Annotated in this window: 25 protein-coding genes; 16 read left to right on the forward strand and 9 right to left on the reverse strand. The window is 65.8% G+C overall.

Features of this window, described 5'->3' with window-relative positions:
• Nucleotides 1-4 precede the first annotated feature (4 nt).
• Nucleotides 5-1945, reverse strand: coding sequence for an acetate--CoA ligase (acs, locus tag FHT02_RS07280; protein WP_184086007.1), 1941 nt, complete (start codon nt 1943-1945; stop codon nt 5-7).
• A 62-nt stretch (nt 1946-2007) separates the two neighbouring features.
• Nucleotides 2008-2409 (reverse strand): hypothetical protein, encoded by a 402-nt coding sequence (locus tag FHT02_RS07285; RefSeq protein WP_184086009.1) that lies wholly within the window; start codon nt 2407-2409, stop codon nt 2008-2010.
• 124 nt (nt 2410-2533) lie between these two features.
• On the opposite strand from FHT02_RS07285, the gene FHT02_RS07290 reads away from it, so the two are divergent.
• The 4 genes from FHT02_RS07290 to FHT02_RS07305 all read left to right on the forward strand — a co-directional run bounded on the left by FHT02_RS07290 (nt 2534) and on the right by FHT02_RS07305 (nt 7509).
• Nucleotides 2534-4009 carry an efflux transporter outer membrane subunit gene (locus FHT02_RS07290; RefSeq protein WP_184086010.1) on the forward strand — a complete coding sequence of 492 codons (1476 nt, stop codon included), beginning with the start codon at nt 2534-2536 and terminating at the stop codon, nt 4007-4009.
• The gene (locus FHT02_RS07295; RefSeq protein ID WP_184086012.1) at nt 3999-5423 is read left to right on the forward strand and encodes an efflux RND transporter periplasmic adaptor subunit; all 1425 of its coding nucleotides are present in this window, start codon (nt 3999-4001) and stop codon (nt 5421-5423) included. Before FHT02_RS07290 ends, FHT02_RS07295 begins: the two co-directional genes overlap by 11 nt.
• Nucleotides 5413-6129: an ATP-binding cassette domain-containing protein gene (locus FHT02_RS07300; RefSeq protein ID WP_184086014.1), complete on the forward strand. Its 717-nt coding sequence runs from the start codon at nt 5413-5415 to the stop codon at nt 6127-6129. The genes FHT02_RS07295 and FHT02_RS07300 overlap by 11 nt, the downstream gene beginning before the upstream one ends.
• Nucleotides 6130-6303: 174 nt before the next feature.
• Nucleotides 6304-7509, forward strand: a complete 1206-nt coding sequence (locus FHT02_RS07305; RefSeq protein WP_184086016.1) for an ABC transporter permease — start codon at nt 6304-6306, stop codon at nt 7507-7509.
• 186 nt (nt 7510-7695) lie between these two features.
• On the opposite strand, the gene FHT02_RS07310 is transcribed toward FHT02_RS07305, so the two are convergent.
• Together FHT02_RS07310 and FHT02_RS07315 are read right to left on the reverse strand one after the other, a co-directional pair.
• A complete protein-coding gene (locus FHT02_RS07310; protein WP_184086018.1) occupies nt 7696-8283 on the reverse strand; it encodes a nucleotidyltransferase family protein in 588 nt (195 codons plus the stop codon).
• On the reverse strand, nt 8270-9184 hold the full coding sequence (locus tag FHT02_RS07315) for an XdhC family protein (protein WP_184086020.1): 915 nt from the start codon (nt 9182-9184) through the stop codon (nt 8270-8272). Before FHT02_RS07315 ends, FHT02_RS07310 begins: the two co-directional genes overlap by 14 nt.
• 83 nt (nt 9185-9267) lie before the next feature.
• Between FHT02_RS07315 and FHT02_RS07320 the strand changes: the two genes are divergently transcribed.
• From FHT02_RS07320 to phhA, 3 genes are read left to right on the forward strand one after another with little or no spacing between them, the layout of a single operon-like run.
• A complete protein-coding gene (locus tag FHT02_RS07320) occupies nt 9268-10302 on the forward strand; it encodes a glycerophosphodiester phosphodiesterase (RefSeq protein ID WP_246352258.1) in 1035 nt (344 codons plus the stop codon).
• A gap of 11 nt (nt 10303-10313) precedes the next feature.
• Nucleotides 10314-10595: a hypothetical protein gene (locus tag FHT02_RS07325; protein ID WP_184086022.1), complete on the forward strand. Its 282-nt coding sequence runs from the start codon at nt 10314-10316 to the stop codon at nt 10593-10595.
• Nucleotides 10596-10649: 54 nt separating this feature from the next.
• Nucleotides 10650-11522 carry a phenylalanine 4-monooxygenase gene (gene phhA / locus FHT02_RS07330; RefSeq protein WP_184086024.1) on the forward strand — a complete coding sequence of 291 codons (873 nt, stop codon included), beginning with the start codon at nt 10650-10652 and terminating at the stop codon, nt 11520-11522.
• Nucleotides 11523-11589: 67 nt separating this feature from the next.
• Here phhA and FHT02_RS07335 read toward each other — a convergent pair whose 3' ends face one another.
• The 4 genes from FHT02_RS07335 to FHT02_RS07350 are packed head-to-tail and all read right to left on the reverse strand — an operon-like array spanning nt 11590 to nt 16007.
• Nucleotides 11590-12549, reverse strand: coding sequence for a 50S ribosomal protein L11 methyltransferase (locus tag FHT02_RS07335; protein WP_184086026.1), 960 nt, complete (start codon nt 12547-12549; stop codon nt 11590-11592).
• Nucleotides 12539-13237, reverse strand: a complete 699-nt coding sequence (locus FHT02_RS07340; protein WP_184086028.1) for an SDR family NAD(P)-dependent oxidoreductase — start codon at nt 13235-13237, stop codon at nt 12539-12541. The genes FHT02_RS07335 and FHT02_RS07340 overlap by 11 nt, the downstream gene beginning before the upstream one ends.
• A gap of 38 nt (nt 13238-13275) precedes the next feature.
• Nucleotides 13276-14631: a methyl-accepting chemotaxis protein gene (locus tag FHT02_RS07345; RefSeq protein ID WP_184086030.1), complete on the reverse strand. Its 1356-nt coding sequence runs from the start codon at nt 14629-14631 to the stop codon at nt 13276-13278.
• 14 nt (nt 14632-14645) lie between these two features.
• Nucleotides 14646-16007, reverse strand: coding sequence for a methyl-accepting chemotaxis protein (locus FHT02_RS07350; protein ID WP_343056858.1), 1362 nt, complete (start codon nt 16005-16007; stop codon nt 14646-14648).
• A 168-nt stretch (nt 16008-16175) separates the two neighbouring features.
• On the opposite strand from FHT02_RS07350, the gene sdhC reads away from it, so the two are divergent.
• From sdhC to FHT02_RS07375, 5 genes are all read left to right on the forward strand, one after another.
• The gene (gene sdhC / locus FHT02_RS07355; protein ID WP_184086032.1) at nt 16176-16598 is read left to right on the forward strand and encodes a succinate dehydrogenase, cytochrome b556 subunit; all 423 of its coding nucleotides are present in this window, start codon (nt 16176-16178) and stop codon (nt 16596-16598) included.
• Nucleotides 16591-16980 (forward strand): succinate dehydrogenase, hydrophobic membrane anchor protein, encoded by a 390-nt coding sequence (gene sdhD, locus FHT02_RS07360; protein ID WP_184086034.1) that lies wholly within the window; start codon nt 16591-16593, stop codon nt 16978-16980. Before sdhC ends, sdhD begins: the two co-directional genes overlap by 8 nt.
• Complete coding sequence (sdhA, locus tag FHT02_RS07365) at nt 16980-18794, forward strand: succinate dehydrogenase flavoprotein subunit (RefSeq protein WP_184086036.1); 1815 nt, start codon at nt 16980-16982, stop codon at nt 18792-18794. The genes sdhD and sdhA overlap by 1 nt, the downstream gene beginning before the upstream one ends.
• Nucleotides 18795-18960: 166 nt before the next feature.
• The gene (locus tag FHT02_RS07370) at nt 18961-19941 is read left to right on the forward strand and encodes a C13 family peptidase (RefSeq protein ID WP_184086038.1); all 981 of its coding nucleotides are present in this window, start codon (nt 18961-18963) and stop codon (nt 19939-19941) included.
• A gap of 47 nt (nt 19942-19988) precedes the next feature.
• The gene (locus FHT02_RS07375; protein ID WP_184086040.1) at nt 19989-20609 is read left to right on the forward strand and encodes an ATP-dependent Clp protease proteolytic subunit; all 621 of its coding nucleotides are present in this window, start codon (nt 19989-19991) and stop codon (nt 20607-20609) included.
• Nucleotides 20610-20748: 139 nt separating this feature from the next.
• Here FHT02_RS07375 and FHT02_RS07380 read toward each other — a convergent pair whose 3' ends face one another.
• Entirely contained in the window at nt 20749-21492 is a 744-nt protein-coding gene (locus FHT02_RS07380) for an SDR family NAD(P)-dependent oxidoreductase (protein ID WP_184086042.1), read from the reverse strand.
• A 128-nt stretch (nt 21493-21620) separates the two neighbouring features.
• On the opposite strand from FHT02_RS07380, the gene FHT02_RS07385 reads away from it, so the two are divergent.
• The 4 genes from FHT02_RS07385 (at nt 21621) to FHT02_RS07400 (ending at nt 25876) form a co-directional block, all read left to right on the forward strand.
• Nucleotides 21621-21926 (forward strand): ArsR/SmtB family transcription factor, encoded by a 306-nt coding sequence (locus FHT02_RS07385; RefSeq protein ID WP_184086044.1) that lies wholly within the window; start codon nt 21621-21623, stop codon nt 21924-21926.
• 85 nt (nt 21927-22011) lie between these two features.
• The gene (locus FHT02_RS07390) at nt 22012-22794 is read left to right on the forward strand and encodes a succinate dehydrogenase iron-sulfur subunit (protein ID WP_184086046.1); all 783 of its coding nucleotides are present in this window, start codon (nt 22012-22014) and stop codon (nt 22792-22794) included.
• 15 nt (nt 22795-22809) lie between these two features.
• Complete coding sequence (zapE, locus tag FHT02_RS07395; RefSeq protein WP_184086048.1) at nt 22810-23922, forward strand: cell division protein ZapE; 1113 nt, start codon at nt 22810-22812, stop codon at nt 23920-23922.
• A gap of 34 nt (nt 23923-23956) precedes the next feature.
• The gene (locus FHT02_RS07400) at nt 23957-25876 is read left to right on the forward strand and encodes a glycoside hydrolase family 2 protein (protein WP_184086050.1); all 1920 of its coding nucleotides are present in this window, start codon (nt 23957-23959) and stop codon (nt 25874-25876) included.
• Nucleotides 25877-26051: the final 175 nt, after the last annotated feature.

Raw genomic sequence — 26051 nt, forward strand, 5'->3', positions numbered from 1 at the left:
CGCTTCAGCCACGCCCCTCGCGGGTGTCGACCAGATGCTGGACCACCCCTGGATCCGCCAGCGTGCTGATGTCGCCCAGATTGCTCACATCGCCCTCGGCGATCTTGCGCAGGATGCGCCGCATGATCTTGCCCGACCGCGTCTTGGGCAGCCCGGGCGCGAACTGCAACGCGTCGGGCGTCGCGATCGGCCCGATCTCGCGCCGCACCCAGTCGCGCAGCGCGTTGCGCAGGTCGTCGGAAGGCTCCACCCCCGCGTTCAGCGTCACATAGGCATAGATGCCCTGCCCCTTCACGTCGTGCGGCATGCCCACCACCGCCGCCTCGGCGACCTTGGGATGCAGCACCAGCGCGGACTCCACCTCGGCGGTGCCCATGCGGTGACCCGACACGTTGATCACATCGTCCACGCGCCCGGTGATCCAGTAATAGCCATCCTCGTCGCGGCGGCAGCCATCGCCGGTGAAATATTTGCCGCGATAGGTGGTGAAATAGGTCTGGAAGAACCGCTCATGGTCGCCCCACACGCTGCGCATCTGCCCGGGCCAGCTGCGCGCGATGACCAGGTTTCCCTCGGCCGCGCCGTGCAGCACCTGTCCTTCGGCGTCGACGATCTGCGGATCGACGCCCGGGAACGGCAGTGTCGCCGATCCGGGCTTCAGCGCCGTGGCGCCCGGCAGCGGCGTGATCAGATGGCCGCCGGTCTCGGTCTGCCACCAGGTGTCGACGATCGGGCACCGCCCGCCGCCCACCACGTCATGGTACCAGCGCCACGCCTCCGGATTGATCGGCTCGCCTACCGTGCCCAGCAGCTTCAGCGACGTGCGCGACGTGGCGGTGACATACTGGTCGCCTTCGCGCATCAGCGCGCGCAGCGCCGTCGGCGCGGTGTAGAGAATCTCGACCTGGTGCCGGTCGACCACCTGCCAGATGCGCGAGGCGTCGGGCCAGGTCGGCACGCCTTCGAACATCACCGTCGTCGCCCCGTTCGCCAGCGGACCATAAACGATGTAGCTGTGCCCGGTGACCCAGCCGATATCGGCGGCACACCAATAGACCTGTCCTGGCCGGTAATCGAACACCAGCTCGTGGGTCAGGCTCGCCCAGAGCAGATAACCCCCGCTGGTGTGCAGCACGCCCTTGGGCTTTCCGGTCGAACCCGAAGTGTAGAGGATGAACAGCGGGTCTTCCGCGCCCATCGGCTCGGGCGGGCACTCGGCGGGCACCTGGGCCGCCGCCTCATGGTACCAGACGTCGCGCCCGGCCTGCATGGTCACGTCGCCGCCGGTCGCCTTGACGACGATCACGGTTTCCATCGCCGGCGCATGCGCGGCCGCGGCGTCGACATTGGCCTTTAGCGGCACGCGCTTGCCCCCGCGCCGCCCTTCGTCGGCGGTGATGACGACCTTGCTGTCGCAATCGGTGATGCGGCCGGATAGCGCTTCGGGTGAAAAGCCGCCGAACACCACCGAATGCACCGCACCGATCCGCGCGCATGCCAGCAGCGCGAACGCCGCTTCTGGGATCATCGGCAGATAGATCGTGACGCGGTCGCCCTTCGCCACGCCCTGCGCCTTCAGCACATTGGCGAAGCGGCATACTTCGGCGTGCAACTCCCGATAGGTGTAGCGCCGCGCTTCTTCCGAGGGTTCGTCGGGCTCCCAGATGATCGCGGTCTCGTTGCCGCGCTTGGTCAGGTGGCGGTCGATGCAATTGGCCGCGACGTTCAGCTTGCCGTCGCCGAACCAGCGGATGTGGAAGTCCTCTTCGTCGAACGACCAGTCGCCGGCGATCTCGGGCCGCTTGATCCAGTCCAGCCGCTTCGCCTGCTCCAGCCAGAAGCTGCCCGGATCGGCGATGCTGCGGCCATAAAGCCGGTCATACCCCGCCGAATCGACGCGGGCGCGGCGCGCCCATTCTTCGGATACGGGATACAGCTCGGCCATCGTTCACTCTCCTTGCGGGCGCGGGTTCTAGGTCGAGGAACGCGATCTTCGCAACCCGGGGTTCAACGCGCCGCGTCGAGCCGGGGCCGATACCGCGCGAATTCCACGCGGTGCGCCTGCACCAGCCGGGAACCGCCGCTCATCCCGGTGATCTCACACCGGAAGTATCGGGTGTCGCCCGCCTTCGCCTCGATGACCAGCGGCCGCTTCAGGCTCTTCGATCCCGACAGAACCCGCTCGCCCGGATCGACATCCTGCACCGCGAACTCGCTGCGCCCCAGCTTCGCCATCCGCACTGCGCGATTATCCTGCTCCAGATAGGCCGAACAGCCGCGCGCGCCGAAGAAGAAGGATCCCGAGCGGTAGAACACCAGCCGCGCCTTGCCGGCAGGCGGCGGTTCGATCGGCGGCGGCGCCGCTGCCTGCAACGCCGCGCCCATCAGCAATGCCAACTCCACCCACATGCCCGCTCTCCCCTCCGCCGGCAAGGCTGCCGCACTTCGCGCGCCCGATCAATCGGCGGCGTTGCGACATTCTGCGACATTAATTCGGTGGAACTGAATCGCTGGCGAAACCATGTACGGCGCTATGGCTCATCGCCCCTCCCTCCTGTTTCTGGCCGCCGCGCTTCCGCTCGCCGCCTGTTCGGTCGGCCCCGATTATCGCCCCAGCAGCGCGGCCGAGCTCGGCGTGCCGCAGCGTTATTCAGTGCCGGCAGACCAGCGCGCGCGCGAAGACCTGACGCAATGGTGGCGCAAGTTCGACGATCCCCAGCTCGCCGCGCTGGTGGAGCGTGCCCAGGCCGCCAATCTCGACATCGCCCAGGCCGTCACGCGCCTTCGCCAGGCGCGCGAGTCGCTGGTCCAGTCCCGTGCCGCGCTGCTTCCCAGCCTCAGCACCTCGGGCGGCTATTCGCGCAGCCAGCCGCTGCGCGGCGCCAGCACCACCGTCACGCTGCCCGACGGCACCGTCACGTCCTTTTCGCAGGGCGCGAGCAACAGCTTTTCGCTCGGCCTGGACGCCAACTACCAGCTCGACTTGTTCGGCGGCGTCCGGCGCGGGGTGGAATCCTCGCGCGCCGGCTATGAAGCGGCGGGCTATGACTATGCCTCGGTGCTGATCTCGGTCGAGGCCGAAACCGCACGCAACTATGTCCTCGCCCGCGCGGCCCAGGCGCAGCTCGCCAATGCCCGCGCGACGCTCGCGCTTCAGGAGGACAATCTCCAGATCGCGCAGTGGCGGGTACAGGCCGGCCTCGTCTCCACGCTGGACCAGGAACAGGCGCGTGCCCAGCGCGCGCAGACCGCCGCGACCATCCCCACGCTGGAGGCCAATTACAACGGCTTCGTCTCGCGCCTGGGCGTGCTCACCGGGCAGGCACCCGGTGCGCTCAAGGCCGAGCTGGAGGCCGTGAAGCCGATCCCCACCGGCCCGGTCTCCGTCGCCACCGGCATTCCCGCCGACGCCCTGCGCCAGCGCCCCGACATCCGCGCGGCGGAGCGCAACCTCGCCTCGGCCACCGCTCAGATCGGCGTCACCCAGGCCCAGCTTTACCCCTCATTCGCCATCGGCGGCAGCATCGATGCCGGCTCGTCCGCGCTCAGCTCGCTGTTCGACGTACTGACCGGGCGGCTGTTCGCCAATGTCGCCCAGACCATCTTCGATGCGGGCCGCACCCGCAGCCAGGTCCGCAGCGCGCAGGCTGCTGCCGACAGCGCGTTCCTCACCTACAAGCAGACCGTGCTCACCTCGCTCGAGGATATCGAGAATGCGGCCGTCGCGCTCCAATCGGCACAGCGGCGCGTGGCCGACTTCCGCGAAGCGCTCGACGCATCCAACAACCAGGCGATCCTCGCGCGCACTCAGTACCGCGCGGGTCTTACCGACTTCACGACCCTTAACCAGGCCGAGAACCAGCTGCTGTCCGCCCAGAACGGGCTCACTCAGGCCCGGTCCGACCAGTCCACCGCCCTGATCCAGCTCTACCTGTCGCTCGGCGGCGGCTGGGACAGCACCACCACGCCCCAGGCACCCACCACAGGCAGCACCGCCAATGGCAACTGATCCCAACCCGAACCTCGACGATTTCCTGGGCACCCCGGCCCGTCCGTGGTGGCGGCGCTGGCTGAAGTGGATCGTCATCGCGCTGGTGGTGGTCGGCCTTGGCCTGCTGCTCACGCGCTGCGTGTTCGGCGGGACGGCCGAAACCCAATATTCGACCGAAGAGGCCGAACGCGGCAATCTGACGGTCACGGTCTCCGCCACGGGCAAGCTCGCCCCGACCAACCAGGTCCAGGTCGGCTCCGAACTCTCCGGCCTGATCGAAACGGTCAGCGTCGACGTCAACGACCGCGTGGTGAAGGGCCAGCCGCTGGCGGTGCTCGACACCTCGCAGCTTGATGATGAGATCACGCAGGGCCGCGCCCAGCTCGGCGCCAATCAGGCACAGGTCGAGCAGGCCCAGGCCACCGTGGCCGAGAGCCAGGCCCAGTTGTCGCGCCTCCAGGAAGTCAGCCGCCTGTCGGGCGGCCGCGTCCCCGCCAAGGTCGAGATGGAACAGGCACGCGCCGCCGTGCAGCGCGCCGTCGCGACGTTGAAGGCGGCGCAAGCCCAGGTCGTCTCCGCCAGGGCAGCGCTCTCCTCGACCGAGACTCGCCGCTACAAGGCTGTCATTCGCTCCCCCGTGAACGGCGTCGTGCTCGCGCGCCAGATCGATGCCGGGCAGACGGTGGCGGCCTCGTTCAACACGCCGACGCTGTTCGTGATCGCCGAGGACCTGTCGGCCATGGAATTGCAGGTCGCGATCGACGAAGCCGATGTCGGCTCGGTCAAGCAAGGCCAGATCGCCAGCTTCACCGTCGACGCGTTCCCGGGCAAGACCTTCCCGGCGACGATCACGCGCGTCGATCTCGGCTCCAACCTGTCGGCCCAGGCGGCATCGAGCTCCAGCACGACGTCGAGCACCAGCACCACCACGGGTCAGGTGGTGTCCTATGCCGCCACCCTCAGCGTCGCTAATGCCGACCAGCAGCTGCGCCCGGGCATGACCGCGACGGCGGAGATCGTCACGCGCGCCAAGCCCAATGTGCTGCTCGTGCCGAACGCCGCGCTGCGCTTCACGCCCGCCGCCGCCGCCCAGGGGCAGGCCGCGAGCGGGGGCCAAGGGGGCATCGCCGGCGCGCTCACGCCGCGCCGCCCCCGCCGCGGCAACGACGCGTCCAAGGCCGGACCGGTCACGCGCAGCTCGGGACAGACCGTGTATATCCTGGGTGCCGAGAACCAGCCTCAGCCGGTGCAGGTCACGATCGGCGACACCAATGGTTCGGTGACCGAGATCACCGGCGGCGGCCTCAAGCCGGGCATGAAGGTCATCACCGGCCAACTCGCCAGCGGCAGCACCGGTGCGCGCAGCCAGGGCGGTAGCGGCCAGCGCCGCCAGGGAGCCGGCGCCGGCGGAGGCGCACAGCGTGGCGGGTGATCCGATCATCCAGCTGCGCCGCGTCACCAAAGTCTATGGCGACGGCCCTACGGCGTTCCAGGCGCTGAAAGGCGTCGACCTCGACATCGCCGCGGGGGACTTCGTCGCGGTGATGGGGCCCTCGGGCTCGGGCAAGTCGACGACGATGAACATCCTGGGCTGCCTCGACGTGCCCTCGGGCGGGGAATTCCGCTTCCGCGGCGTGCATGTCGAAACGCTGGGCCGCGACCAGCGCGCGCTGCTTCGCCGCAAATATCTCGGCTTCGTGTTTCAGGGCTTCAATCTGCTCGCGCGCACCACCGCGCTTGAGAATGTCGAGCTGCCCCTGCTCTATCGCGGCGACCCGAAAAAGGAACGCCGCGAAGCCGCGCTCGCCGCGCTCGACAAGGTCGGGCTCAAGCAATGGTGGGATCACACCCCCGCCGAGCTGTCGGGCGGCCAGCAGCAGCGCGTCGCGATCGCCCGCGCCATCGTCACCAGCCCCGACGTGCTGCTCGCCGACGAACCCACCGGCAACCTCGACTCCGAACGCTCGGTGGAGATCATGCAGCTGCTCACCAGCCTCAACCGCGACAGCGGCATCACCGTGCTGATGGTCACCCACGAACCCGACATGGCGGCCTTCGCGCGCACCGTGATCCACTTCAAGGACGGCCTGGTCGAACGCATCGAACGCGCGCACCATCAAGGGGAGGCGGTCGCGTGACCTTCCGATGCACTATGCTCCCCTCCCCGCAAGGGAGGGGCCGGGGGTGGGTGCGCGCGTCTGCGCGCCCAAAGGACTCAACCGGCCCGCATCAGAGCGTCAGCCGGGGCATCGAGCCCTGCCTGACCCTGTACTCACTCCCGGCCGCTCCCTTACAAGGAGGGGAGCGGTAAGATGTTCGGCACCACCTTCCTCCTCGCGGTCCGCTCGATCTTCCGCCACAAGCTGCGCTCGTTCCTGACCACGCTCGGCATCATCATCGGCGTTGCCGCGGTGGTCGCGATGGTCACGCTGGGCCAGGCCACCACCAAGGCCGCGCAGGCACAGGTCGCCAGCCTGGGCACCAACATCCTCCAGATCCGCCCGGGCCAGGGTTTCGGCCGCGGCGGCGGCGGCCCGCGCCCGCCCGACTTCAAGCAGGAGGATGTCGACGCGATCGCGGAGCAGGTCGCCGGCGTCACCGCCGTCGCGCCCCAGGCGCAATCCACCGGCACCGTGATCTATCAGGGCGCCAATTGGTCGACGACGATCAACGGCACCACCAACGCCTTCTTCCAGGTCCAGCCCTGGCCACTGGTCTCGGGCCGCGTCTTCAACCGGCAGGAGGAACAGGCCGGCAAGGCCGTGTGCATCATCGGCAACACCATCCGCACCAACCTCTTCCGCGGCGGTGAGGCCGTGGGCGAACGGATGCGCGTCAACGGCATCTCCTGCGACATCATCGGCGTACTCTCCACGCGCGGCCAGGGCGGCTTCGGCGACCAGGACGATGTCGTCATCATGCCGATCAAGCAGGTCCAGCGCCGTTTCACCGGCAATCGCGACATCCGCCTGATGCTGGTCGGCGTCGATCCCGCCTATGACGGGCAGCAGGTCCAGGCCTCGATCAGCCAGGTGCTGCGCGAACGCCGCAGCATCACTGGCGGCAAGGAGGATGATTTCAACATCTTCGACACCGCCCAGATCAGCGCGACGCTGACCGGCATCACCACCCTGCTTACCCAGATCGTCACGGCGGTCGCGGCGATCAGCCTGGTGGTCGGCGGCATCGGCATCATGAACATCATGCTGGTGTCGGTCACCGAGCGCACCCGCGAAATCGGCATCCGCCTGGCGATCGGCGCGGTGGCCAGCGAAGTGCTGATGCAGTTCCTGATGGAGGCGGTGGTGCTCTCCTGCCTCGGCGGGCTGGTCGGACTGGCCGTCGCGCAACTTGTGGTGCTGGGCCTCGCCCCGCTGATGCAGGTCCCGTTCCTGTTCGTGCCGCAGATTAACGTCATCGCCTTCCTGATCTCGGCGCTGATCGGCATCGTGTTCGGCTATTTTCCCGCCCGCCGCGCCGCCAGCCTCAACCCCATCGACGCGCTCCGCCACGAGTAGGGCTGACGGAGCGGGGTCACTGCTCCTAGCTGGTGCGTCGAGGTGCAAACACTCTGTTCCCCGGCGAAGGCCGGGGCCCAGCTGCCACACAATCGGCGAGCGGAGACACACCTCGCGGGCAACATCGCGACGGGCCCCTGCCTCGCCGGGGAACAGGTTCATTGCAGCGACGGCGCGTGCCCTTCCTTAGAGGCGAGGATCCAACGCGGCCCGCAACCGCTCCAGATCCTCCGGCGTATCAACATCCACCAGCTCAGACACGGGCGCGACGATCTGCCCCCCGCGCCGGATCAGCGCACGCGCACCCTGATCGCCTTCCGACGCCATGAGCGCGGGGAACCACGCCTGCCCGAACAATGCCGGCGGAGATGGCTTGTCGCCGTCGCTCGACGCGACGATCGCGTCGCCCCCCTCAACCGCATCGAACAGCCGCAGCACATGCGCCGCGGTGACGCCGGGCATGTCGGCCAGCGCGACCAGCACCGCCTCGGCGCCCGCATCCTGGGCTGCCGCGACGCCCTGCGCCAGCGAGCGCGACTGGCCACGCGCCGGATCGGGATTGCGGACGGTTCGATACCCGACACTGGCGAAGTCCAGGCTCGTGCCCGACACCACCGCCACCCGGATCAGGAACGGGATGCTCTCCAGCGCGGCAACCGCATGCAGGGCGAGCGGCTTGCCCGCTAGCGGCGCAGCCAGCTTGTCCGCCGCCCCGAAGCGTTGCGAACGCCCGGCGGCCAGCAGGACCAGCGCCGTGCGCTCAGGCCTTGGCATGGAAGCGCTGCACCATCGCCGCGGCGATTGACAGCGCAATCTCGGCAGGGCCGACCGCGCCGATGGCGAGTCCCGCGGGACCCTCGATCCGGTCGAGATCGGCCGGCCCGAACCCGGCAGCCGACAGCCGCTCCAGCCGCGCGGCATGGCTGCGGCGTGAACCGAGCGCTGCGACATATCCCGTCGGATGCCGAAGCGCGGCGGTCAGCGCGGCATCGTCGATCTTGGGATCGTGGCTCAGCGTCACCACTGCGCTTGCCGCGTCAGGCTTCAGCGCCGCGATCGCCTCATCGGGCCAGCGGTCGTCGCGGGCGACGCCGCCAAAGCGTTCCTCGGTCAGAAAGCGGGCGCGCGGATCGATCACCGTGGTCGCGATGCCCAGTTCGCGCGCCAATCCGACCAGGGTCTGCGCGATCTGCACCGCTCCCACGATGATCAGCCGGCGCGGCGGATCGTACCGGTTGACGAAGTCGCCCACGGCCCCGGGCGCGCTGTGCCCGCTGGCATAGTCGGTCGCCACGTCGATGGGCGCTCCGCCGGCGCGCGCGGCCTCGACGGTGTCGAACAGCGCGGGCGGGAAACCGCTTTCGGACACCGGCTGCACCAGCACCGCGATCTCGCCGCCACAGGGCAGTCCCACTTCCCATGCGGCGTCGTCGGCGACACCATAGCGCTTCACCACCGCCGGCGCGCCCGCGATTACGTCCGCGGCCGTGGCCAGGATGTCGGTCTCCACGCAACCGCCCGACACCGATCCTTCGAACCGTCCGTCTTCGTGGATCAGCATGTGGCTGCCGCGCGGCCGGGGCGCCGATCCCCAGGTGGATACCACGGTCGCCAGCGCCATCTTGGCGCCGCTCCAGGCATGCGCGGCCGCCAACACACTGTCGTTATCCGCCACTGCCTCGCTCCCGTAACATCCGCGGCATAGCGCCCTACCGAAAGGGGAGTTCCGTGGCGAGATTGTTCCTGATGGTCGTATCGATGCTGGCGCAATCCCCCGCGGCCGCGCAGGATCGGCCCATGACCGCGACCACGCAGCCCATCGTCATCGCTCATCGCGGCGCCAGCGGTGAACGGCCCGAACATACCAGCCTGTCCTACGAACTGGCGATCGATCAGGGTGCCGACTTCATCGAGCCCGATCTGGTTCCGACCAAGGATGGCGTGCTGGTCGCCCGGCATGAGAACAACATCGCCGACACCACCGATGTCGCCGCGCATCCCGAATTCGCCGCCCGCAAGACGACCAAGACCATCGACGGACAGCAGGTCACCGGCTGGTTCACCGAGGATTTCACGCTCGCCGAGTTGAAGACGCTGCGCGCCAAGGAGCGGCTGCCCCAGCTGCGGCCCGGCAACCAGCGCTATGACGGCCAGGCGCAGATCCTGACGCTCGCCGAAGTGATCGCCATTGCCAAGCAAGGCACGCGCCGCACCGGGCGCACCATCGGCATCTATCCCGAGACCAAGCACCCCAGCTACTTCGCGTCGATCGGTCTCCCGTTGGAAGCGCGGCTGGTGGCCGGGCTGGAGCAGGCCGGCTGGAACCGCGCCGACGCGCCGGTCTTCATCCAATCATTCGAAGTCAAAAACCTCCAACAACTCAAGGGAATGACCCCGGTTCGCCTGATCCAGCTGATGGCCCCCGCCGGCACCCCCGCCGATGGCGGCCCAAGCTATGCCAGCATGTCCACCGCGCAGGGGCTGAGCGCGATCGCCGCCTATGCCCATGGCATCGGCCCCGAACTCACCATGGTCGTTTCCGCGTCGACCAGATACTCGACATTGATCGCCGACGCCCATGCCGCAGGCCTCAAAATCCACCCCTGGACCTTCCGCGCCGAAAACTATTTCCTCCCCCCTCCCTATCGTTCCCAAGGCACGCCTGCGGCGCATGGCAATCTCGACGCGATGATCCAGTACTTCATCGGGCTTGGCGTCGACGGCTTTTTCACCGATTATCCGGCACTAGGCGTTTCCGCGCGCAGTTCGGCAAAAGCTGCACGCCCATCCTGAAGGTGTGTCCCATGCGTAAGATGATCCTGCCCGCCCTCGTCGCATTGCCGCTGCTGTCGGGCTGCATCGCCAAGACTGCATGGGACGTCGCCACCCTGCCGGTGAAGGCGGGCAGCCAGGTGGTCGATTGGAGCACCACCAGCCAGGAAGAGTCGGATCGAAACTACGGCCGCAAGATGCGCGAGAAGGAAGCACGCGAAGGCAAGGAGCGCCGCAAGCACGAAAAGGAATGTCGCAAGAATCCGGATCGTTGCGAGGATTATGACGGCTATCGCGCCGCCACGCCGGACTGAGCGACCAGCGCGGCGCGCTTCCACCGCCGCCGCACCTCATGCTATGCTGCGGCAATGGCAGAAGAAACGCATGTGCTGGACCGCCCTCCCGAGGGCGCGTCACACGACTGGACAATTCCGCAGAACTGGGGCGCCTACACGCCTGAGGAACATGCCACTTGGGACACGCTGTTCGAGCGTCAGGTCAAGCTGCTGCCCGGCCGCGCGTCCAAGGCGTATCTGAAAGGGCTGGAAGCGCTGAAGCTTTCCGAGTCGGGCATTCCCAATTTTGAGGAGCTGTCCGAACGGCTGATGAAGCTGACCGGCTGGCAGGTCGTCGCGGTGCCCGGTCTGGTCCCAGATGACGTGTTTTTCGACCACATGGCGAATCGCCGCTTCGTCGCGGGCAACTTCATCCGGCGACCGGATCAGCTCGACTATATTCAGGAACCCGACGTCTTCCATGACGTGTTCGGCCACGTACCGATGCTGGCCGATCCCGTATTCGCCGATTACCTCGAGGCCTATGGCCGCGGCGGTAACCGCGCGTTGGAACTCGGCGCGCTGAAGCAGCTCGGCCGGCTGTACTGGTACACGGTTGAATTTGGCCTGGTGCAGGAGGATGAGGGCCTGCGCATCTACGGATCGGGCATTGTCTCGAGTTCGGCAGAGAGCCGCTTCGCGCTAGAAAGCGACAGCCCCAATCGCATCCGTTTCAATCTGAAGCGCGTGATGCGCACCGAATACCGGATCGACGACTTCCAGCAGAATTACTTCGTTATTCCCAACTTCGACGAGTTGCTGCGGCTGACGGTCGAGACCGACTTCGCGCCGCTTTATCATGAGCTGTTGCAGATGCCGGACATTTCCGTTGCGGCGATCCAGCCCGAGGACGACGTGATCACGCGCGGCACTCAGCAATATGCGCTGAGCAAGGCGCACGACTGACCCGTTCGGTTGTCCTGTTCCTCAGCAGAAGCCGGGGAGCAGGACAAACTGGCACCACTTCAACCAATCAGAGGTCGAGTGCCCAACCGTCGCGTCCCTTGGGATTTGGCGGGGTGGTCGGCACATAGCGGGTGGCGCCGGCGGTGAGCCGCAGGATCGTCCAATCGCCGCGGCGATCCACTTCCTCTAATGTGCAGCCACAAGCCTGGAATGCAGCCACGACCTGTTCGCGCTGGGTTTCCAGCAGACCGGCCAGGACGATGGTCGCGCTGGCGTTGGCGATTGCCGCGACCTCAGGCGCCATTGACACCAACGGCCCGGCCAGGATGTTGGCGATCAGAAGGTCGTATGGCGCGTGGGCGGTGATGGCATCGCTCAAGGCCCCGTCGGCGACGATCAGTTCGATCGGCTTGATCCCGTTACACGCGCCATTCTCGCGCGTGACGTCGACGGCATGTGGATCGATGTCGGTCGCTACGATCTCAGCCTGGGGCCACAGCTCGGCCGCGGCAAAGGCGAGCAATCCGGTACCGGTGCCGATGTCGATCACCTTCGCGAATTGCCGATCAGCCATGCGGTCAAGCATCGCCAGGCAGCCGGAAGTCGTGGCGTGGTGGCCGGTGCCGAACGCACGCCCTGCATCGATCAAGAACGCACGCCCGCCCGCTGGCGGCTCCACCGGATGTGCACTGGTATGCACGACAAAGCGGCCCTCCCGGATCGGCTCAAGCCCCTGCTGGCTGAGCGCTACCCAATCTTCGGGAGTAAGCGCCACGATCTCCGGCGCGATATCGCCCGCGCTCGGCACCAGCGCCCGTAACGCGGCCAGCGTCGCCGCATCGGGCTCAGCATCCGTATAGGCGTCGAGCCGCCAGCGCTCCCGATCGTCCTCCACTTCTTCGGTGGTCATGAGCACCGCGTCGAGCGGCACTTCGCCTGCGTCAATCGCCTCTGCTTCAGCACGGGTGCAGGGAAAGGTGGTGCGCCAGCTATCCGGCTGCGCCGTTCGCGGGTCCTCAACGGACATAGCTAGCTCCATTCGCGTCGAGTACCGCGCCCGTCATCGAAGGGGGCGCTTCCAGCGCACAGAAGCGGGCGAGCACCGCGATCTCCTCCGGCGCCGCGACGCGGCCAAGCGGAATGTCGGCGAGCAGCTTGTCGCCACCGCGGCTCGCCAGATATTCCTCGGCCATGCCAGTCATGGTGAACCCTGGGCAGATCGCAAAGGCAAGGATGCCCTGTGCGGCATAGCCGCGCGCGATCGACTTGGTCATCGCGACCATGCCTGCCTTGGACGCGGCGTAATGCCAATGCGCCGGACTGTCGCCGCGATAGGCCGCGCGGCTGGCAATGTTGACGATGCGGCCGGGGCGGCCTTCGCTCTGCCAGTGGCGGACGGCAAGCCGGCACAACTCGGCCGAGGCGGTCAGGTTGATGCGCATGGTGCGCTCCCACCCCGCAACCCAATCTTCATGGTCAAGATCCAGCGGATTGCTTTCGAACACGCCGGCATTGTTGACCAGCACGTCAATGCGCCCGTCGAGCGCGGCCAATGCCCGATCCCAAAGCGCCTGAGGCGCCGACGGATCGGCGAAGTCAGCCGGAATGCCACTTGCGGTGCCATGGCCGATCAGCCGCAGGCCATCGCCGGTCAGGCTCTGTGCGATGGCCGCGCCGATACCGCGGCTGCTGCCGGTCAGCAGGATATTCGTCATCCCCCCGCCCTAGCCGCAAGGCGGGGCGGGCGGAAGCGTCAGGCAGAGACGGAGCTGGAAAAACTGTCGGCGGCGTCGCGTAGCTGAACCAGCCGGTCGTCGACCTCCGCCACGTCGCGCTGGAGCGTGTCGATCTCGGTAGTGACGGTCTTGGTATCTTCCCGGATCGCACCGATCGTCGCCGACATCGAATCGGCGGCCAGCGCGGTCTCGTCCACGGCGGCGGTGATCGCGGTTACGGTCTGCGCTTGCACTTCCATAGCGGTGCGAATCCGATTCGCGCTTTCCTGCACTTCTGCCACCGTTGAGCGGATGGAGGCATTAGTGTCCACGGTGGAGCGAGTCGCCGACTGGATCGCCGCGATCTTGGCGGCGATGTCGTCGGTTGCTCGCGCGGTCTGATTGGCAAGGCTCTTCACTTCCTGCGCCACTACCGCGAAGCCCCGACCCGCATCGCCTGCGCGCGCCGCCTCGATCGTGGCATTGAGCGCCAACAAATTGGTCTGGCCCGCGATGTCGCGGATCAGCCCGAGGATCGACTCGATCGACTTGGCGTGATCGCTCAGGGTCTCGGACATGCCGACAGCAGTGCCTGCTTGGCTGGACGCACGGGTGGCGATGTCAGCGGCAGCCTCCACTTCGGTGCGCGCATCCTCAATAGCGCGGATCAAGCCCGCGGCGGTCTGCGCGGCTTCGCGCATCGCTACTGCCGACTGCTCGGCCGCGGCGGCAACTTCGGAAGCCTTGCCCAACATGCCGCGCGCGGAACTCGATGCGCCCTGCGCCTGCACGCGTATGCGGTTGCCTGCCTCAGTGGCGCTCAGGATTGACTCACCGATCATGTCGCGGAATTCGGTCGAACGCTCGCGCCGTTTGGTAATGTTCCGTTCGGCCACTAGCGCGCCGACATGCATCGCCATCAAATTGGTCTCGACCAAGCCGATGCGATTCACGGTATCGCAGAGTCTCCGAAGTTGCTCAGGGTCGTTGTCGAGCTTCTCGCCCAAGATCGCCATGGTGATGCTGTGGGTGTTGGCAAACCCTGCCAGCATCGCCGAAGCCGGCACGCGCATGCGGTAGGCATATTCCGCATGGTAGACCGCCATCTGAATCCATTCGTCCCCGAACGGCTGTTCGTAGCGGATCCGGCTATAGCGCGCGCTTACGTTTCGCAGTGCGCTTAGGCGCTGCTCGTCGAAGTTCGCACGAAGATTGTGAAAGAAGGGAAGTTCCAGAAAGTGCGCCCAAAACGCTTCCGCGATCCGCTCATGCTCGCCATCGAGGAGCCGGGTGATCTCAGGGCAGCCCTTGGTGACCGCACCGTCCCAGTCGTAATCGGCAGCGGTACCGATGCTCCGGCGCGCATTTTCCAGCCCAGCTTGATTGTCGAACACGCGTTCTCTCCCTGTCAGGCCGCGACCTTGGCGATGATGTCGCCGGCGCTGCCCTTCAATGTACCCAGTTGCGCGTCCAGCGACGCGAAGCCCTGCCCGACCCGGTCGATCTCGGACGCCACTGAAACGGTATCCTCCCGAATGGCGCCGATGGTCACCGACATCGAGTCGGCAGCCAACGCGGTCTCATCCACTGCGGCGGTGATCGCAGTCACCGTCTGCGCCTGGACTTCCATCGCGCTGCGGATACGGTTGGCGCTTTCCTGCACCTCAGCGACCGTGGTCCGGATCGAGGCGTTTGTATCGACCGTCGATCGCGTCGCCGACTGGATCGCCGCGATCTTGGCGGCGATGTCGTCGGTGGCGCGTGCGGTCTGGTTGGCGAGGCTTTTCACTTCCTGCGCGACGACCGCGAAGCCTCGTCCGGCGTCACCGGCGCGTGCCGCTTCGATGGTGGCGTTGAGCGCGAGCAGGTTGGTCTGGCCGGCAATGTCACGGATCAGCCCAAGGATCGATTCGATCGACTTGGCATGATCGCTCAGCGCCTCGGACATGCCGACAGCCGCTCCAGCCTGGCTAGAGGCCCTGGTTGCGATGTCGGCTGCTGCTTCGACTTCGGTCCGCGCATCCTCGATCGCCCGGATCAACCCAGCGGCCGTCTGCGCAGCCTCGCGCATCGCGACGGCCGACTGCTCGGCAGCGGCAGCGACTTCAGACGCCTTGCCCAGCATGCCGCGCGCGGACGCCGAGGTCTGCACTGCCTGGACGCGAAGCTGCTCGCCCTCACGCGATGCCTGCTCCACCGTCGCACCGATCGAATCGCGCAGCTCTGCGGCAAGCTGCTCGCGTTGCGATTGAACGGCGTGATCGCGGTAAAGATCGTAGATCTCGACCGTGACGGCAGCCTGCAGCGCGGACAAGCGCATCAGCGTGTCCACCATCTCCGCCGCACGCGAGTCCTGAGGATCCAGCCGCCGCAACAGGATCTGCACCGCAGAGCGGTCGCTGGCGCTGAGCATCGACAACAACACCATCGGCTGAACACCGGCGGCATAGGCTTTGGCGATATGGTCGGCAGCACCTTGGACCCAGCGGGCAGAGCTCACGTCCGACAGCCGGTCGCGCTGGAAAGCCACCTCTGCATCGATACGGTCTTCGGCATCACCGGAAGACCAGCGGATATTGTCGGCCGCACAACGCCGCCACTGCTGCCAATAGGCGTCGGACATCGTCCGAATTTCGGGTGAGAGCAGTTCCCACAAGGCCTTGGCGGCTTGTGCCAGCGTGCCTTCGGAGTCGAAGGCGCGCAGATGCGCCTGCAGATCGATCCTCGCACTGATGGTGCCGGGCGCCGGAAGGTCTTGAATCGATGACACGGTACGCGCAGTCCCCTTGCGCAGCCTTTGCCGAAACAGGCCGCTCGGCCTTCGCTATGCAGTTGAAGTGGTTAAGGGGCGGTTAGTCAGGCCCAAGCGTCGCGCATGCGTGCTTGCATCCCCTGCCCGCCGGATTAAGGAAGCGCGGTCGACCCGAAAGGAATACCCTTGGCCAACGTCCGCAATACGGCGCGCCCATTATCGCCGCACCTCTCGATCTGGAAATGGGGACCGCACATGGCGGTTTCGATCGTCCACCGCGCCACCGGCAGCGGCATGGCGACGCTCGGCACCATCCTGTTCGTATGGTGGCTGAGCGCGCTGGCATCGGGCCCTGCGGCCTACGCGGCGTTCGTCGATCTTTTCACGCTGGACTCGGGCAAGCTGAACGTCGCCGGTTATATCTTCGGCATCGGCCTTAGCTGGTCCTTCTTCCAGCATATGGCATCGGGTGTGCGCCACTTGTTCCTGGACGCCGGCGCCGCGTTCGAGCTGGGCGTCAACAAGCGTTCGGCGCTGGCCACTTTCGTCGTGTCGCTCGTCCTCACCGCCGCCTTCTGGGCCGTCATCGTGGAGAAGAACCTTGGGTAACGGCACTGAACTCGGCCGCGTCCGCGGCCTGGGCTCCGCGCATCAGGGTGCCGAAGGCTGGTGGCACCACAAGCTTAGTGCCGGGTCGAACCTGATCCTGGTCCTGTGGTTCTTGATCTCGGTCGCGCTGCTGCCGGCCTATGACTATGCGACCCTTACCGGCTGGATCGCCGAACCGCTGGTCGCGGTGCCGCTGATCCTGCTGGTGGTCAGCGTCTTCTACCATTTCCATCACGGCCTCACCGTCGTGATCGAGGATTATCAGCACGACCATACCCGCTTCGTGCTGCTCGCCCTCCTGAAGTACTTCACCATCGCGACGGCATCCCTCGCGATCTTCTCGATCCTCAAGGTGGCCTTCACGGCCGGAGCGGCCCTGTAATGCCCAGCGCATACAAGATCATCGATCACACCTATGACGCGGTCGTCGTGGGTGCCGGCGGCGCCGGCCTGCGCGCCACCATGGGCATCGCGGAGAGCGGGTTGAAGACCGCCTGCATCACCAAGGTGTTCCCGACTCGCAGCCATACGGTCGCGGCACAGGGCGGCATTGCCGCAAGCCTTGGCAACATGGGTCCGGACCACTGGACCTGGCACATGTACGACACCGTCAAGGGCTCTGATTGGCTCGGCGACCAGGACGCGATCGAGTATCTGACGCGCGAGGCACCTGCCGCGGTCTACGAGCTCGAACATGCCGGCATGCCCTTCAGCCGCACGCAGGAAGGTAAGATCTACCAGCGTCCGTTCGGCGGCATGATGCAGAACATGGGCGAAGGCCCGCCCGCGCAGCGCACCTGCGCCGCAGCCGACCGCACCGGCCATGCCATGCTCCACACGCTCTACCAGCAGAGCCTGAAGTACGACGCCGACTTCTTTGTCGAGTATTTCGCGCTCGACCTGATCATGGAGGATGGCCCGAACGGTAAGGTTTGCCGCGGCGTGATCGCTTTGTGCATGGAAGACGGTTCGATCCACCGCTTCCGCAGCCACGCCGTCGTGCTCGCGACCGGCGGCTACGGCCGCGTCTATCAGTCGGCAACCTCGGCGCACACCTGCACCGGCGACGGCAATGCGATGGTGCTGCGCGCCGGCCTGCCGCTCCAGGACATGGAGTTCGTCCAGTTCCACCCGACCGGCATCTACGGCGCGGGCGTGCTGATCACCGAGGGCGCGCGCGGCGAAGGCGGCTACCTGACCAACTCCGAAGGGGAGCGCTTCATGGAGCGCTATGCGCCCTCGGCTAAGGACCTCGCCAGCCGTGACGTCGTCTCGCGCTCGATGGCGATGGAAATCCGCGAAGGTCGCGGCGTGGGCAAGGAGAAGGATCATATCTACCTTCACCTCAACCATATCGACCCCAAGATCCTTCACGAGCGCCTGCCTGGCATCACCGAGACTGGCAAGATCTTCGCGGGCGTCGACCTGACTCGCCAGCCGCTTCCGGTGGTCCCGACCGTCCATTATAATATGGGCGGCATCCCGACCAATTATCACGGCGAGGTCGTGACGCTAGGTGCCGATGGCCCCGATACGATCGTGCCAGGCCTGTTCGCCGTGGGCGAAGCGGCCTGCGTTTCGGTGCACGGTGCCAACCGCCTGGGCTCCAACTCGCTGATCGATCTGGTGGTGTTCGGCCGCGCAACGGGCAAGCGCATCGCGGAGATCGTTAAGCCGAACACCTCACATAACCCGCTGCCCCAGGGTTCGGAAGAACTGGCGCTCGGTCGACTGGATCACTTCCGCTACGCCGCCGGCGGCACGCAGACCTCGGCGATCCGCCGCGATATGCAGAAGACGATGCAGCGCCACTGTGCCGTGTTCCGCACCGAGGAGCTGATGCGCGAAGGCATCGAGCATATGGACCAGGTCTATGCCTCGATGCAGGACGTCGGCGTGGTTGATCGTTCGCTGATCTGGAACACCGACCTGATCGAGACGCTCGAGCTGGACAATCTGCTCGGCCAGGCACAGGTGACGATCCGCTCGGCAGTGAACCGGAAGGAAAGCCGCGGCGCGCACATGCACGAGGACTTCCCCGATCGTCACGATGACGAGTGGATGAAGCACACCGTTTACTGGTTCGACGGCTGGGGCGGCAAGGGTGGCGAGAGCCGGATCGATTACCGCCCGGTACACGAATATACGCTGACCGACGACATCGAGTACATCAAACCGAAGAAGCGGGTGTACTGATCGGAGGGACAGCCCTCCGTCGTTGAAGTTTAAAGGCCCGCGTCCGATCAGGACGCGGGCCTTTACAATAAGCGCTTCCACTTCGGGGAGGATTGCCCCCCCGCTCCACTTGACTCATCTTTCCACGCGGTCAGACTGCCTTCGTTCGACGAGCGGGAGCGGTCTTATGCGCGTGCCTCACCTTGTGCGGCTTGCCGCCGCGTCTACGCTCGTGGCAATGGCGGCACCGGCCGCTACACAGACGACCCACAGCAAAGATTGGCCGCCGATGCTCGGCACGACCCCGGCCGAGATCAGCGGATCGCTGACGCAGGGTCCACAACTCGAACGTGGCCGTTCCGCCAGGTGGCTCCTCGCCGAACATCGCAAGCTCGACGCCGCTCTCCAGGCCCTCGCGCCGCAACACCAGGAGCGAGTCGATGCGTATGTCGTATCCGTGGCGCTGGACAGCGACGCGGTATTCGCCCGCGAAGCGCGGGAAGCGGGCAAAGTCCTGTCCCGCCGCTTCGACGCGGACGGCCGGACGCTGGTGCTTGCGGGAAGCTTCGGCGCTGCCGATGCCGATCTGCCGCATGGCAACCTGAACTCGCTGAATGTCGCCCTCGCCCGCGTTGCCGAACTGATGGATAGGGAGCAGGATGTACTGGTGCTCTATACCACCAGCCATGGCGCCGAGGTGGGGCTGGCTTATCACGACGGCGATCAGGGCTATGGCATCTTGTCGCCTGCCCGTTTCGGCGCCATTCTGGACGAACTCGGCATACGCAATCGAGTGCTGATCCTGTCCGCCTGCTATGCGGGCATCTTCGTGCCTCGGCTGGCTGATGCCGATACGGCTCTGCTCACTGCCGCCTCCTCCGCACGCACCTCGTTCGGCTGCCGTGCGGAGAACGATTGGACGTTCTTTGGCGACGCGCTGATCAACCACGCGTTACGCAAGCCGCAGTCGTTGGAAGCCGCAGGTCGCGAGGCGCAGGACATGATCAGCGGGTGGGAAACCGCCGGTCGCCTCAAGCCGTCGGACCCCCAAATGGTAATCGGCAGCCGCGTGGCACGCTGGCTGGAGCCGCTGGAAGCACGCATGCCCGCTAGCACGAGCACGCCGACCGGGCGACCAGCCGTCGAGTCGCTCAAGGATGGTAACTGATTGAGCTCTTGGCGGAACTACTGGCTGCGGGGGCGGTTTGCGCTGCCATGACCGATGCCCAGCAGCCCGCCACGCTTTCAACCGAACCGCAGGAGGCCGAGGCTGCCAGCCGGGCCACGCGTTATCCGCTACTCGCGCTGCCGCAGGTCGTGCTCCACGGCCCCGTCGACCACGACATGTACACCAACTTCCGGCAGCAGGTGATCAACGCGCCTGCCGATGGCGCGCTGGTGGTTTCCGTTTCCACGCTGGGGGGCGACCCCGAAGTCGCGCGATTGATGGGTGACGAGTTGCGGCTCCTGCGCGAATATAGCGGGCGGGAGACGCTGTTCCTCGGCAAGGTCGCAGTCTATTCGGCAGGCGCTACCTTCATGTCGAGTTTCCCGGTCGACAAGCGCTTCCTGACTCGCGGCACCCGCGTCATGATCCATGAACGGATCATCAGCAAAACGGTCACGATTCAGGGTCCCCTGAAAACCGTCATCGCGGGCCTCAAAGCCAATCTCCACGAGATCGAGCATTCGATCCGCATCGAAGAGGAAGGATTCCGCGACCTGGTCGCCGGATCCAAGATCCCGTTCGAAGAGGTGCAAGAGCGCGCGCCTGCCAACTGGTATATTGAAGCTGAGGAAGCGCGCGATCTTGGGCTGGTGCTCGACGTCATCTGACTTGATCCTCCCCCACCAGGGAGAAGGTGGCATGCGGAACCTGCCGGAGGGGAGCAAACACGACCGCTAATCGCAGCATGCCCGCCTCGCCCGCCGTCGCCCTTGGCGACACCTCACCTTGGCTGGGGAGGATTGGTGTTCAAACGAACGCGCCGCCGCTCACATCGATGGTTGCGCCGGTGATGTACGACGCATCGTCGCTTGCCAGGAATGACGCGACCCCAGCGATTTCTTCTGGCCGGCCGTAGCGCTTGAGCACGACCATGTTCCGTACGCTCTCGGCAAACTCGGTGTCGGCCGGATTCATGTCGGTGTCGACAGGTCCAGGCTGGATCGCGTTCACCAGAATGCCGCGCGGGCCCAGATCGTGCGCCCAGGTCCGGGCGAACATGGAAACAGCCGCTTTGCTCGCCGCATAGACGCTATTCCCGGCAAAGCCGGCCGTATCAGCCGAAACCGAGCTCACCAGAATGACACGGCTGCCGTCGCTCAAGTGCGGCAGTGCCGCGGCTGTGCCGGCCAGCACGCCTTCGACATTCACACTAAAGATGCGGTCAAACAAGTCGAGCGCCTCGGGCCCGACTGGTGCGAAGGTCGCAACGCCGGCATTGTGGACCAGGATGTCAATCCCGCCCAAAATGGCCGCGGCCTCGTCGACGGATCGCTTGACGGCGGCCTTGTCGGCGGCGTCCGCCTGAATTGCCTTGCCCCTCACGCCCTCGGCTTCGATTGCAGCGACGCTGGCCTGCGCGCCGTCATGGTTCCCGGCATAGGTGATGACGACGTCCGCGCCGTCGGCCGCGAGGCGCTTGGCGATCGCCGCGCCGATCCCGCGCGATCCGCCGGTAACCAGCGCGCGCTTGCCTGCGAGTTTCTTGGACATGTTCCGCGTCTCCAGTCCCCAGCCGATCGAGACGCCGGCTGCCAGGACGGACGCTAATCTGGGAAGCGCCACGTATAGTTCAATATTCCCGAACTATGGAATTTGTGTAGCAATCCTATATGCGATGTATGGACCGCCTCGTGCACCCAGACCTGAAGGATGTGAGCTTAGCCGCGGCGCTGCACGCGCTCGCTGATCCGGTGCGGCTGGAGATCGTCTCCCGCCTGGTCGCCTGCCCATGCCTGAACGCCAGCACCGCCTGCACCGACGGCACGCCCAAGAGCACGATTTCCAATCACTTGAACGTCCTTCGCGCCGCCGGCTTGGTCGAGACCCGCATCGAGGGCCGCGAGCGCATCAATCGCTTGCGCTGCGTTGATTTCGACGCGCGGTTTCCAGGTCTGCTTGCCACGGTACTTGCCAACAAAGCCTGAGCTTCGCGTGACCTATGGGGTTGCGCTGCGAATGCGAAAGGCATAGCCCGCCCCTCAAACATCGTTTGTCCAAGGATTCAACGGAATGGCCGAGTTTCGCCTGCCCAAGAACAGCCGCATCACCAAGGGCAAGGTGCACAAGGCGGACGCCACCGCTGCGCGCGTTAAGAAGTTCAAGATCTACCGCTACGATCCCGACTCCGGCGAGAACCCGCGCTACGATACGTTCGAGGTCGATCTCGACGATTGCGGCCCGATGGTCCTCGACGCGCTGATCAAGATCAAGGGCGAACAGGACAGCTCGCTCACTTTCCGCCGCTCGTGCCGCGAAGGCATTTGCGGTTCGTGTTCGATGAACATGGACGGACGCAACGGCCTCGCCTGCACCACCGCGATCGAGGATATCAAGGGCGAGATTCAGATCACGCCGCTGCCGCATATGGACGTGATCAAGGACCTGGTTCCCGATTTCACCCACTTCTACGCGCAGTACAATTCGATCAAGCCCTGGCTGCAAACCGTCACCACCACCCCCTCGGGCAAGGAGCGGCTCCAGACTCCGGAGCAGCGCGACCAGCTGGATGGGCTGTATGAGTGCATCATGTGTGCCTGCTGCTCGACCTCGTGCCCGAGCTATTGGTGGAACAGCGACAAATTCCTGGGTCCCGCGATCCTGCTCCAGGCCTATCGCTGGCTCGCCGACTCGCGCGATGAAATGACGGGCGAGCGCCTCGACCAGCTCGAGGATCCCTTCCGCCTGTATCGCTGCCACACGATCATGAACTGCGCGAACGTCTGCCCCAAAGGCCTGAATCCGGCCAAGGCGATCGCCGAGATCAAGAAGATGGAAGCCGAGCGAGCGCTCTAAGCGCCGCCTGATTCCTTGAGCAAGGTCCTCGCCCGCTATCGGGAGCTCGTCGCCGCCGGCGAGCTCCGCGCCGATCCAGAACAGCAATCGGCTGCCGAGCGGCTCGACCGGTTGGCACAGGAGCTCGAAGCCGGACCGCGCAAGGGGAGCGTGCTGTGGAAGCTCATGGGCCGCAAGCCCGAAGCGCCGCGCGGCCTTTACATGTGGGGTGGTGTCGGTCGTGGCAAATCGATGCTGATGGACCTGTTCACCGATTGCCTGGACATCCGGCGCAAGCGCCGGGTCCATTTCCACGAATTCATGCTCGAGGTGCATGCACGCCTGAACGTGGAGCGGCAAAAGGACACGGTAGACCCGATCGTTGCGGTCGCCGATGCGCTGGCCGAGGATGTCCGCCTACTCGCGTTCGACGAGATGGTCGTGAACAATCCGCCGGACGCGATGATCCTGTCGCGCTTGTTCACCGAGATGATGCGCCACGGCCTGACCGTGGTCGCCACTTCCAATCGGCCACCGCGCGACCTCTACAAGGACGGGCTCAACCGCGAGTTGTTCCTGCCGTTCATCGACTTGATCGAAGCGCGCATGGACGTGCTGACGCTGAACGGCCCGGTCGACTATCGCCTCAACCGTCTTGGGAAAGTGCGCACGTGGCTTGTGCCTAACGGTCCAGAGGCGACCGACGAGCTGTCCGCCGCCTTTTTCCGTCTGACCGATTATCCTCCGGAAGACCGCGCTCACGTCCCCTCGATGGACATCCCGGTTTCCGGTGGGCGCACGCTGCACGTGCCCAAAACCCTCAAAGGAGTGGCGGTGTTTTCGTTCAAGCGGCTCTGCGGAGAACCGCGCGGTGCCTCTGACTATCTGGCCATCGCCCGGCGCTTCCACACCGTGATCCTGGTCGGCATTCCCAAGCTCGGCCCAGAGAACCGCGACCAGGCCGCGCGTTTTGTAACGTTGGTGGACGCGCTGTACGAGAATCGCGTGAAACTACTCGCCGCGGCCGACGCCGAGCCTGACCAGCTCTATACGGCGGGCGATGGCGCGTTCGAATTCGAGCGGACCGCCTCGCGCCTGCATGAAATGGGATCGGACAGCTACCTGGCCGAAGGGCACGGCGCGCACTGAGCCTCGGCTCCGCGCACAACGAACAGGAGGTCGCATGTTGCAGCGTATTTTCCGGCTGATCCTCGGGGTGGTCGCAGTAACGGCCGGCGGTGCCGCCGCAGCCCAGTCCAAACCTCAACGTCCCGCGCTGGTGGCCGCCGACCTGCGCCCGCATCAAAGCCTGGACGGCCCCTGGCGCTGGTCGATCGATCCCTATCGCGACGGCTTTGCCGGCTTCCATGGCGGGGAGCCGGGACCCAGCACTCGCCGCTGGCAGGATCGCACAATCGCGGACGTCGAACGCAGCGACCCCCGCGCGTTGTTCGAGTTCGACCTGCAGCGCTCACCCGTCGCGCAGCTTCCCGGCTCCTGGATCGGCCACGCTCCCGAAATGCGGCTCTATCAGGGGCTGGTCTGGTACCAGCGCAGCTTCGAGGCGGCCTCACCGAAACCTGGCCAGCGCACCATGCTGCGCTTCGGTGCCGCCGATTATTCCACGCGTGTCTATCTGAACGGCAAGGAGATCGGGCGGCATTCGGGTGGCTTCACACCCTTCGCCTTCGACGTGACGAAAGCACTAAAGGCGGGCACCAACCAGATCACCGTCGCGGTCGATTCCGCGCGTACTGATGCGGATGTCCCGCCGCCCGTCACTGACTGGGAGACCTATGGCGGCATCACCCGCTCCGTCAGTTTGGTCACCGTACCCGAAACCTATGTCGACGATGCCTGGATACGCCTGACAAACGACGGGCGCGTCGCCGCCACCATCCGCCTCGACGGCCTCAACCAGGCCGGGCGCACCGTCCGCGTCCGCGTTCCCGCTCTCGATCTTCAGTTCGAAGGCACCACCGATGCCCGCGGTATCTGGAACGGTAGCGCCCCTGCGCCGAAGATGTTGAAGCGCTGGTCGCCCGAAGCGCCGACGCTCTACGACACCCTTGTCGAAGCTGGTCCAGACACACTGACCGACAAGATCGGCTTCCGCACGATCGAGGTTCGCGGCGACGAGATCCTGCTCAACGGCCACTCGATTTTCCTGCGCGGCATCTCGATGCACGAGGAAGAACTCGGCAAGAACCCGGTACGCGCGATGACGCACACCGCCGCTCGCGCGCTCCTCACCGAGATCAAGCAGGGGCTCAACGGCAACTTCGTCCGCTTGGCGCACTATCCGCACAGCGAAGTAGTCACCCGCCTCGCCGACGAAATGGGGCTGCTCGTCTGGAGCGAGATCCCGGTCTACTGGCGCGTCGCTTGGGACAACCCGGAAGCGCTCGCCGCCGCCCGCGCGATGATGACCGAAAACATCGTCCGCGACCGAAACCGCGCCTCGATCATCCTGTGGAGCGTCGCCAACGAGACACCCATAGGTGAGGCACGCAACAAGTTCCTGCGCACGCTCATCGGCGACGTCCGCGCGCTGGACGACAGCCGCCTGGTGACCGCCGCGCTGCTCAGCCGGCGCGAAGGCGATGTCTCTACTATCGACGATCCCTTGATCCCCGACCTCGATGTGCTGGCGATCAACACCTATAATGGCTGGTATTCGGATGACCGCTTGGCAAAGCTGCCGAACATCAGCTGGCGCTCCCCTGCGACGAAGCCGCTGATTTTCTCCGAATTCGGCGCCGCTGCGCTCGCCGGCTATCACGATGTCGGCGCAGATCCGCATAAGTTCAGCGAGGAGTTTCAGGCCGAATATTACCGCCGCACGTTGGAAATGGCCGCAAAGGTGCCGTTCCTGCGCGGCATGAGCCCGTGGATTATCAAGGACTTCCGTTCGCCACGGCGTCAGCATCCCGTTTATCAGCAGGGATGGAACCGCAAGGGCCTGATCTCGGAGACGGGCGCCCACAAGGCCGCGTTCGATGTTTTGTCGGAGGACTATCGCCGGCGTGCCGAAGCGAGTGCCAAGCTGACGGCGCAGCGCGGCGACAAGGCGGAGGACAGCCGCAAAACGCCTGCGTTCTGATCGTCGGACCCAGCCTCCTCGCCGCGCGTTGTCCCCACAATACAGGACTGCCATGGCGCCGCCATGCGCGGAATGGCACTTACCGCTCTTGCGAATGATTTGCAAATATAATCGCGCGCAAAGCGAATCCCGGGTTGCCGAGGCTCTATAATGGGCCTAAGCCGCCGCTGTTCAT

Origin of the sequence: Sphingomonas xinjiangensis, assembly GCF_014199255.1 — a bacterium.
Taxonomy (GTDB): Bacteria; Pseudomonadota; Alphaproteobacteria; order Sphingomonadales; family Sphingomonadaceae; genus Sphingomonas; species Sphingomonas xinjiangensis.

Excerpts from the sequence above, each read along its gene's own strand:
- sdhA (WP_184086036.1), top strand. The coding sequence starts at position 16,980 with ATGCCCAGCGCATACAAGATCATCGATCACACCTATGACGCGGTCGTC.
- FHT02_RS07375 (WP_184086040.1), top strand. The coding sequence starts at position 19,989 with ATGACCGATGCCCAGCAGCCCGCCACGCTTTCAACCGAACCGCAGGAG.
- FHT02_RS07380 (WP_184086042.1), bottom strand. The coding sequence starts at position 21,492 with ATGTCCAAGAAACTCGCAGGCAAGCGCGCGCTGGTTACCGGCGGATCG.
- FHT02_RS07390 (WP_184086046.1), top strand. The coding sequence starts at position 22,012 with ATGGCCGAGTTTCGCCTGCCCAAGAACAGCCGCATCACCAAGGGCAAG.
- FHT02_RS07320 (WP_246352258.1), top strand. The coding sequence starts at position 9,268 with ATGCTGGCGCAATCCCCCGCGGCCGCGCAGGATCGGCCCATGACCGCG.
- FHT02_RS07285 (WP_184086009.1), bottom strand. The coding sequence starts at position 2,409 with ATGTGGGTGGAGTTGGCATTGCTGATGGGCGCGGCGTTGCAGGCAGCG.
- FHT02_RS07340 (WP_184086028.1), bottom strand. The coding sequence starts at position 13,237 with ATGACGAATATCCTGCTGACCGGCAGCAGCCGCGGTATCGGCGCGGCC.
- FHT02_RS07385 (WP_184086044.1), top strand. The coding sequence starts at position 21,621 with ATGGACCGCCTCGTGCACCCAGACCTGAAGGATGTGAGCTTAGCCGCG.
- FHT02_RS07325 (WP_184086022.1), top strand. The coding sequence starts at position 10,314 with ATGCGTAAGATGATCCTGCCCGCCCTCGTCGCATTGCCGCTGCTGTCG.
- FHT02_RS07400 (WP_184086050.1), top strand. The coding sequence starts at position 23,957 with ATGTTGCAGCGTATTTTCCGGCTGATCCTCGGGGTGGTCGCAGTAACG.
- FHT02_RS07295 (WP_184086012.1), top strand. The coding sequence starts at position 3,999 with ATGGCAACTGATCCCAACCCGAACCTCGACGATTTCCTGGGCACCCCG.
- FHT02_RS07335 (WP_184086026.1), bottom strand. The coding sequence starts at position 12,549 with ATGTCCGTTGAGGACCCGCGAACGGCGCAGCCGGATAGCTGGCGCACC.
- FHT02_RS07370 (WP_184086038.1), top strand. The coding sequence starts at position 18,961 with ATGCGCGTGCCTCACCTTGTGCGGCTTGCCGCCGCGTCTACGCTCGTG.
- phhA (WP_184086024.1), top strand. The coding sequence starts at position 10,650 with ATGGCAGAAGAAACGCATGTGCTGGACCGCCCTCCCGAGGGCGCGTCA.
- acs (WP_184086007.1), bottom strand. The coding sequence starts at position 1,945 with ATGGCCGAGCTGTATCCCGTATCCGAAGAATGGGCGCGCCGCGCCCGC.
- FHT02_RS07290 (WP_184086010.1), top strand. The coding sequence starts at position 2,534 with ATGGCTCATCGCCCCTCCCTCCTGTTTCTGGCCGCCGCGCTTCCGCTC.
- FHT02_RS07305 (WP_184086016.1), top strand. The coding sequence starts at position 6,304 with ATGTTCGGCACCACCTTCCTCCTCGCGGTCCGCTCGATCTTCCGCCAC.
- FHT02_RS07310 (WP_184086018.1), bottom strand. The coding sequence starts at position 8,283 with ATGCCAAGGCCTGAGCGCACGGCGCTGGTCCTGCTGGCCGCCGGGCGT.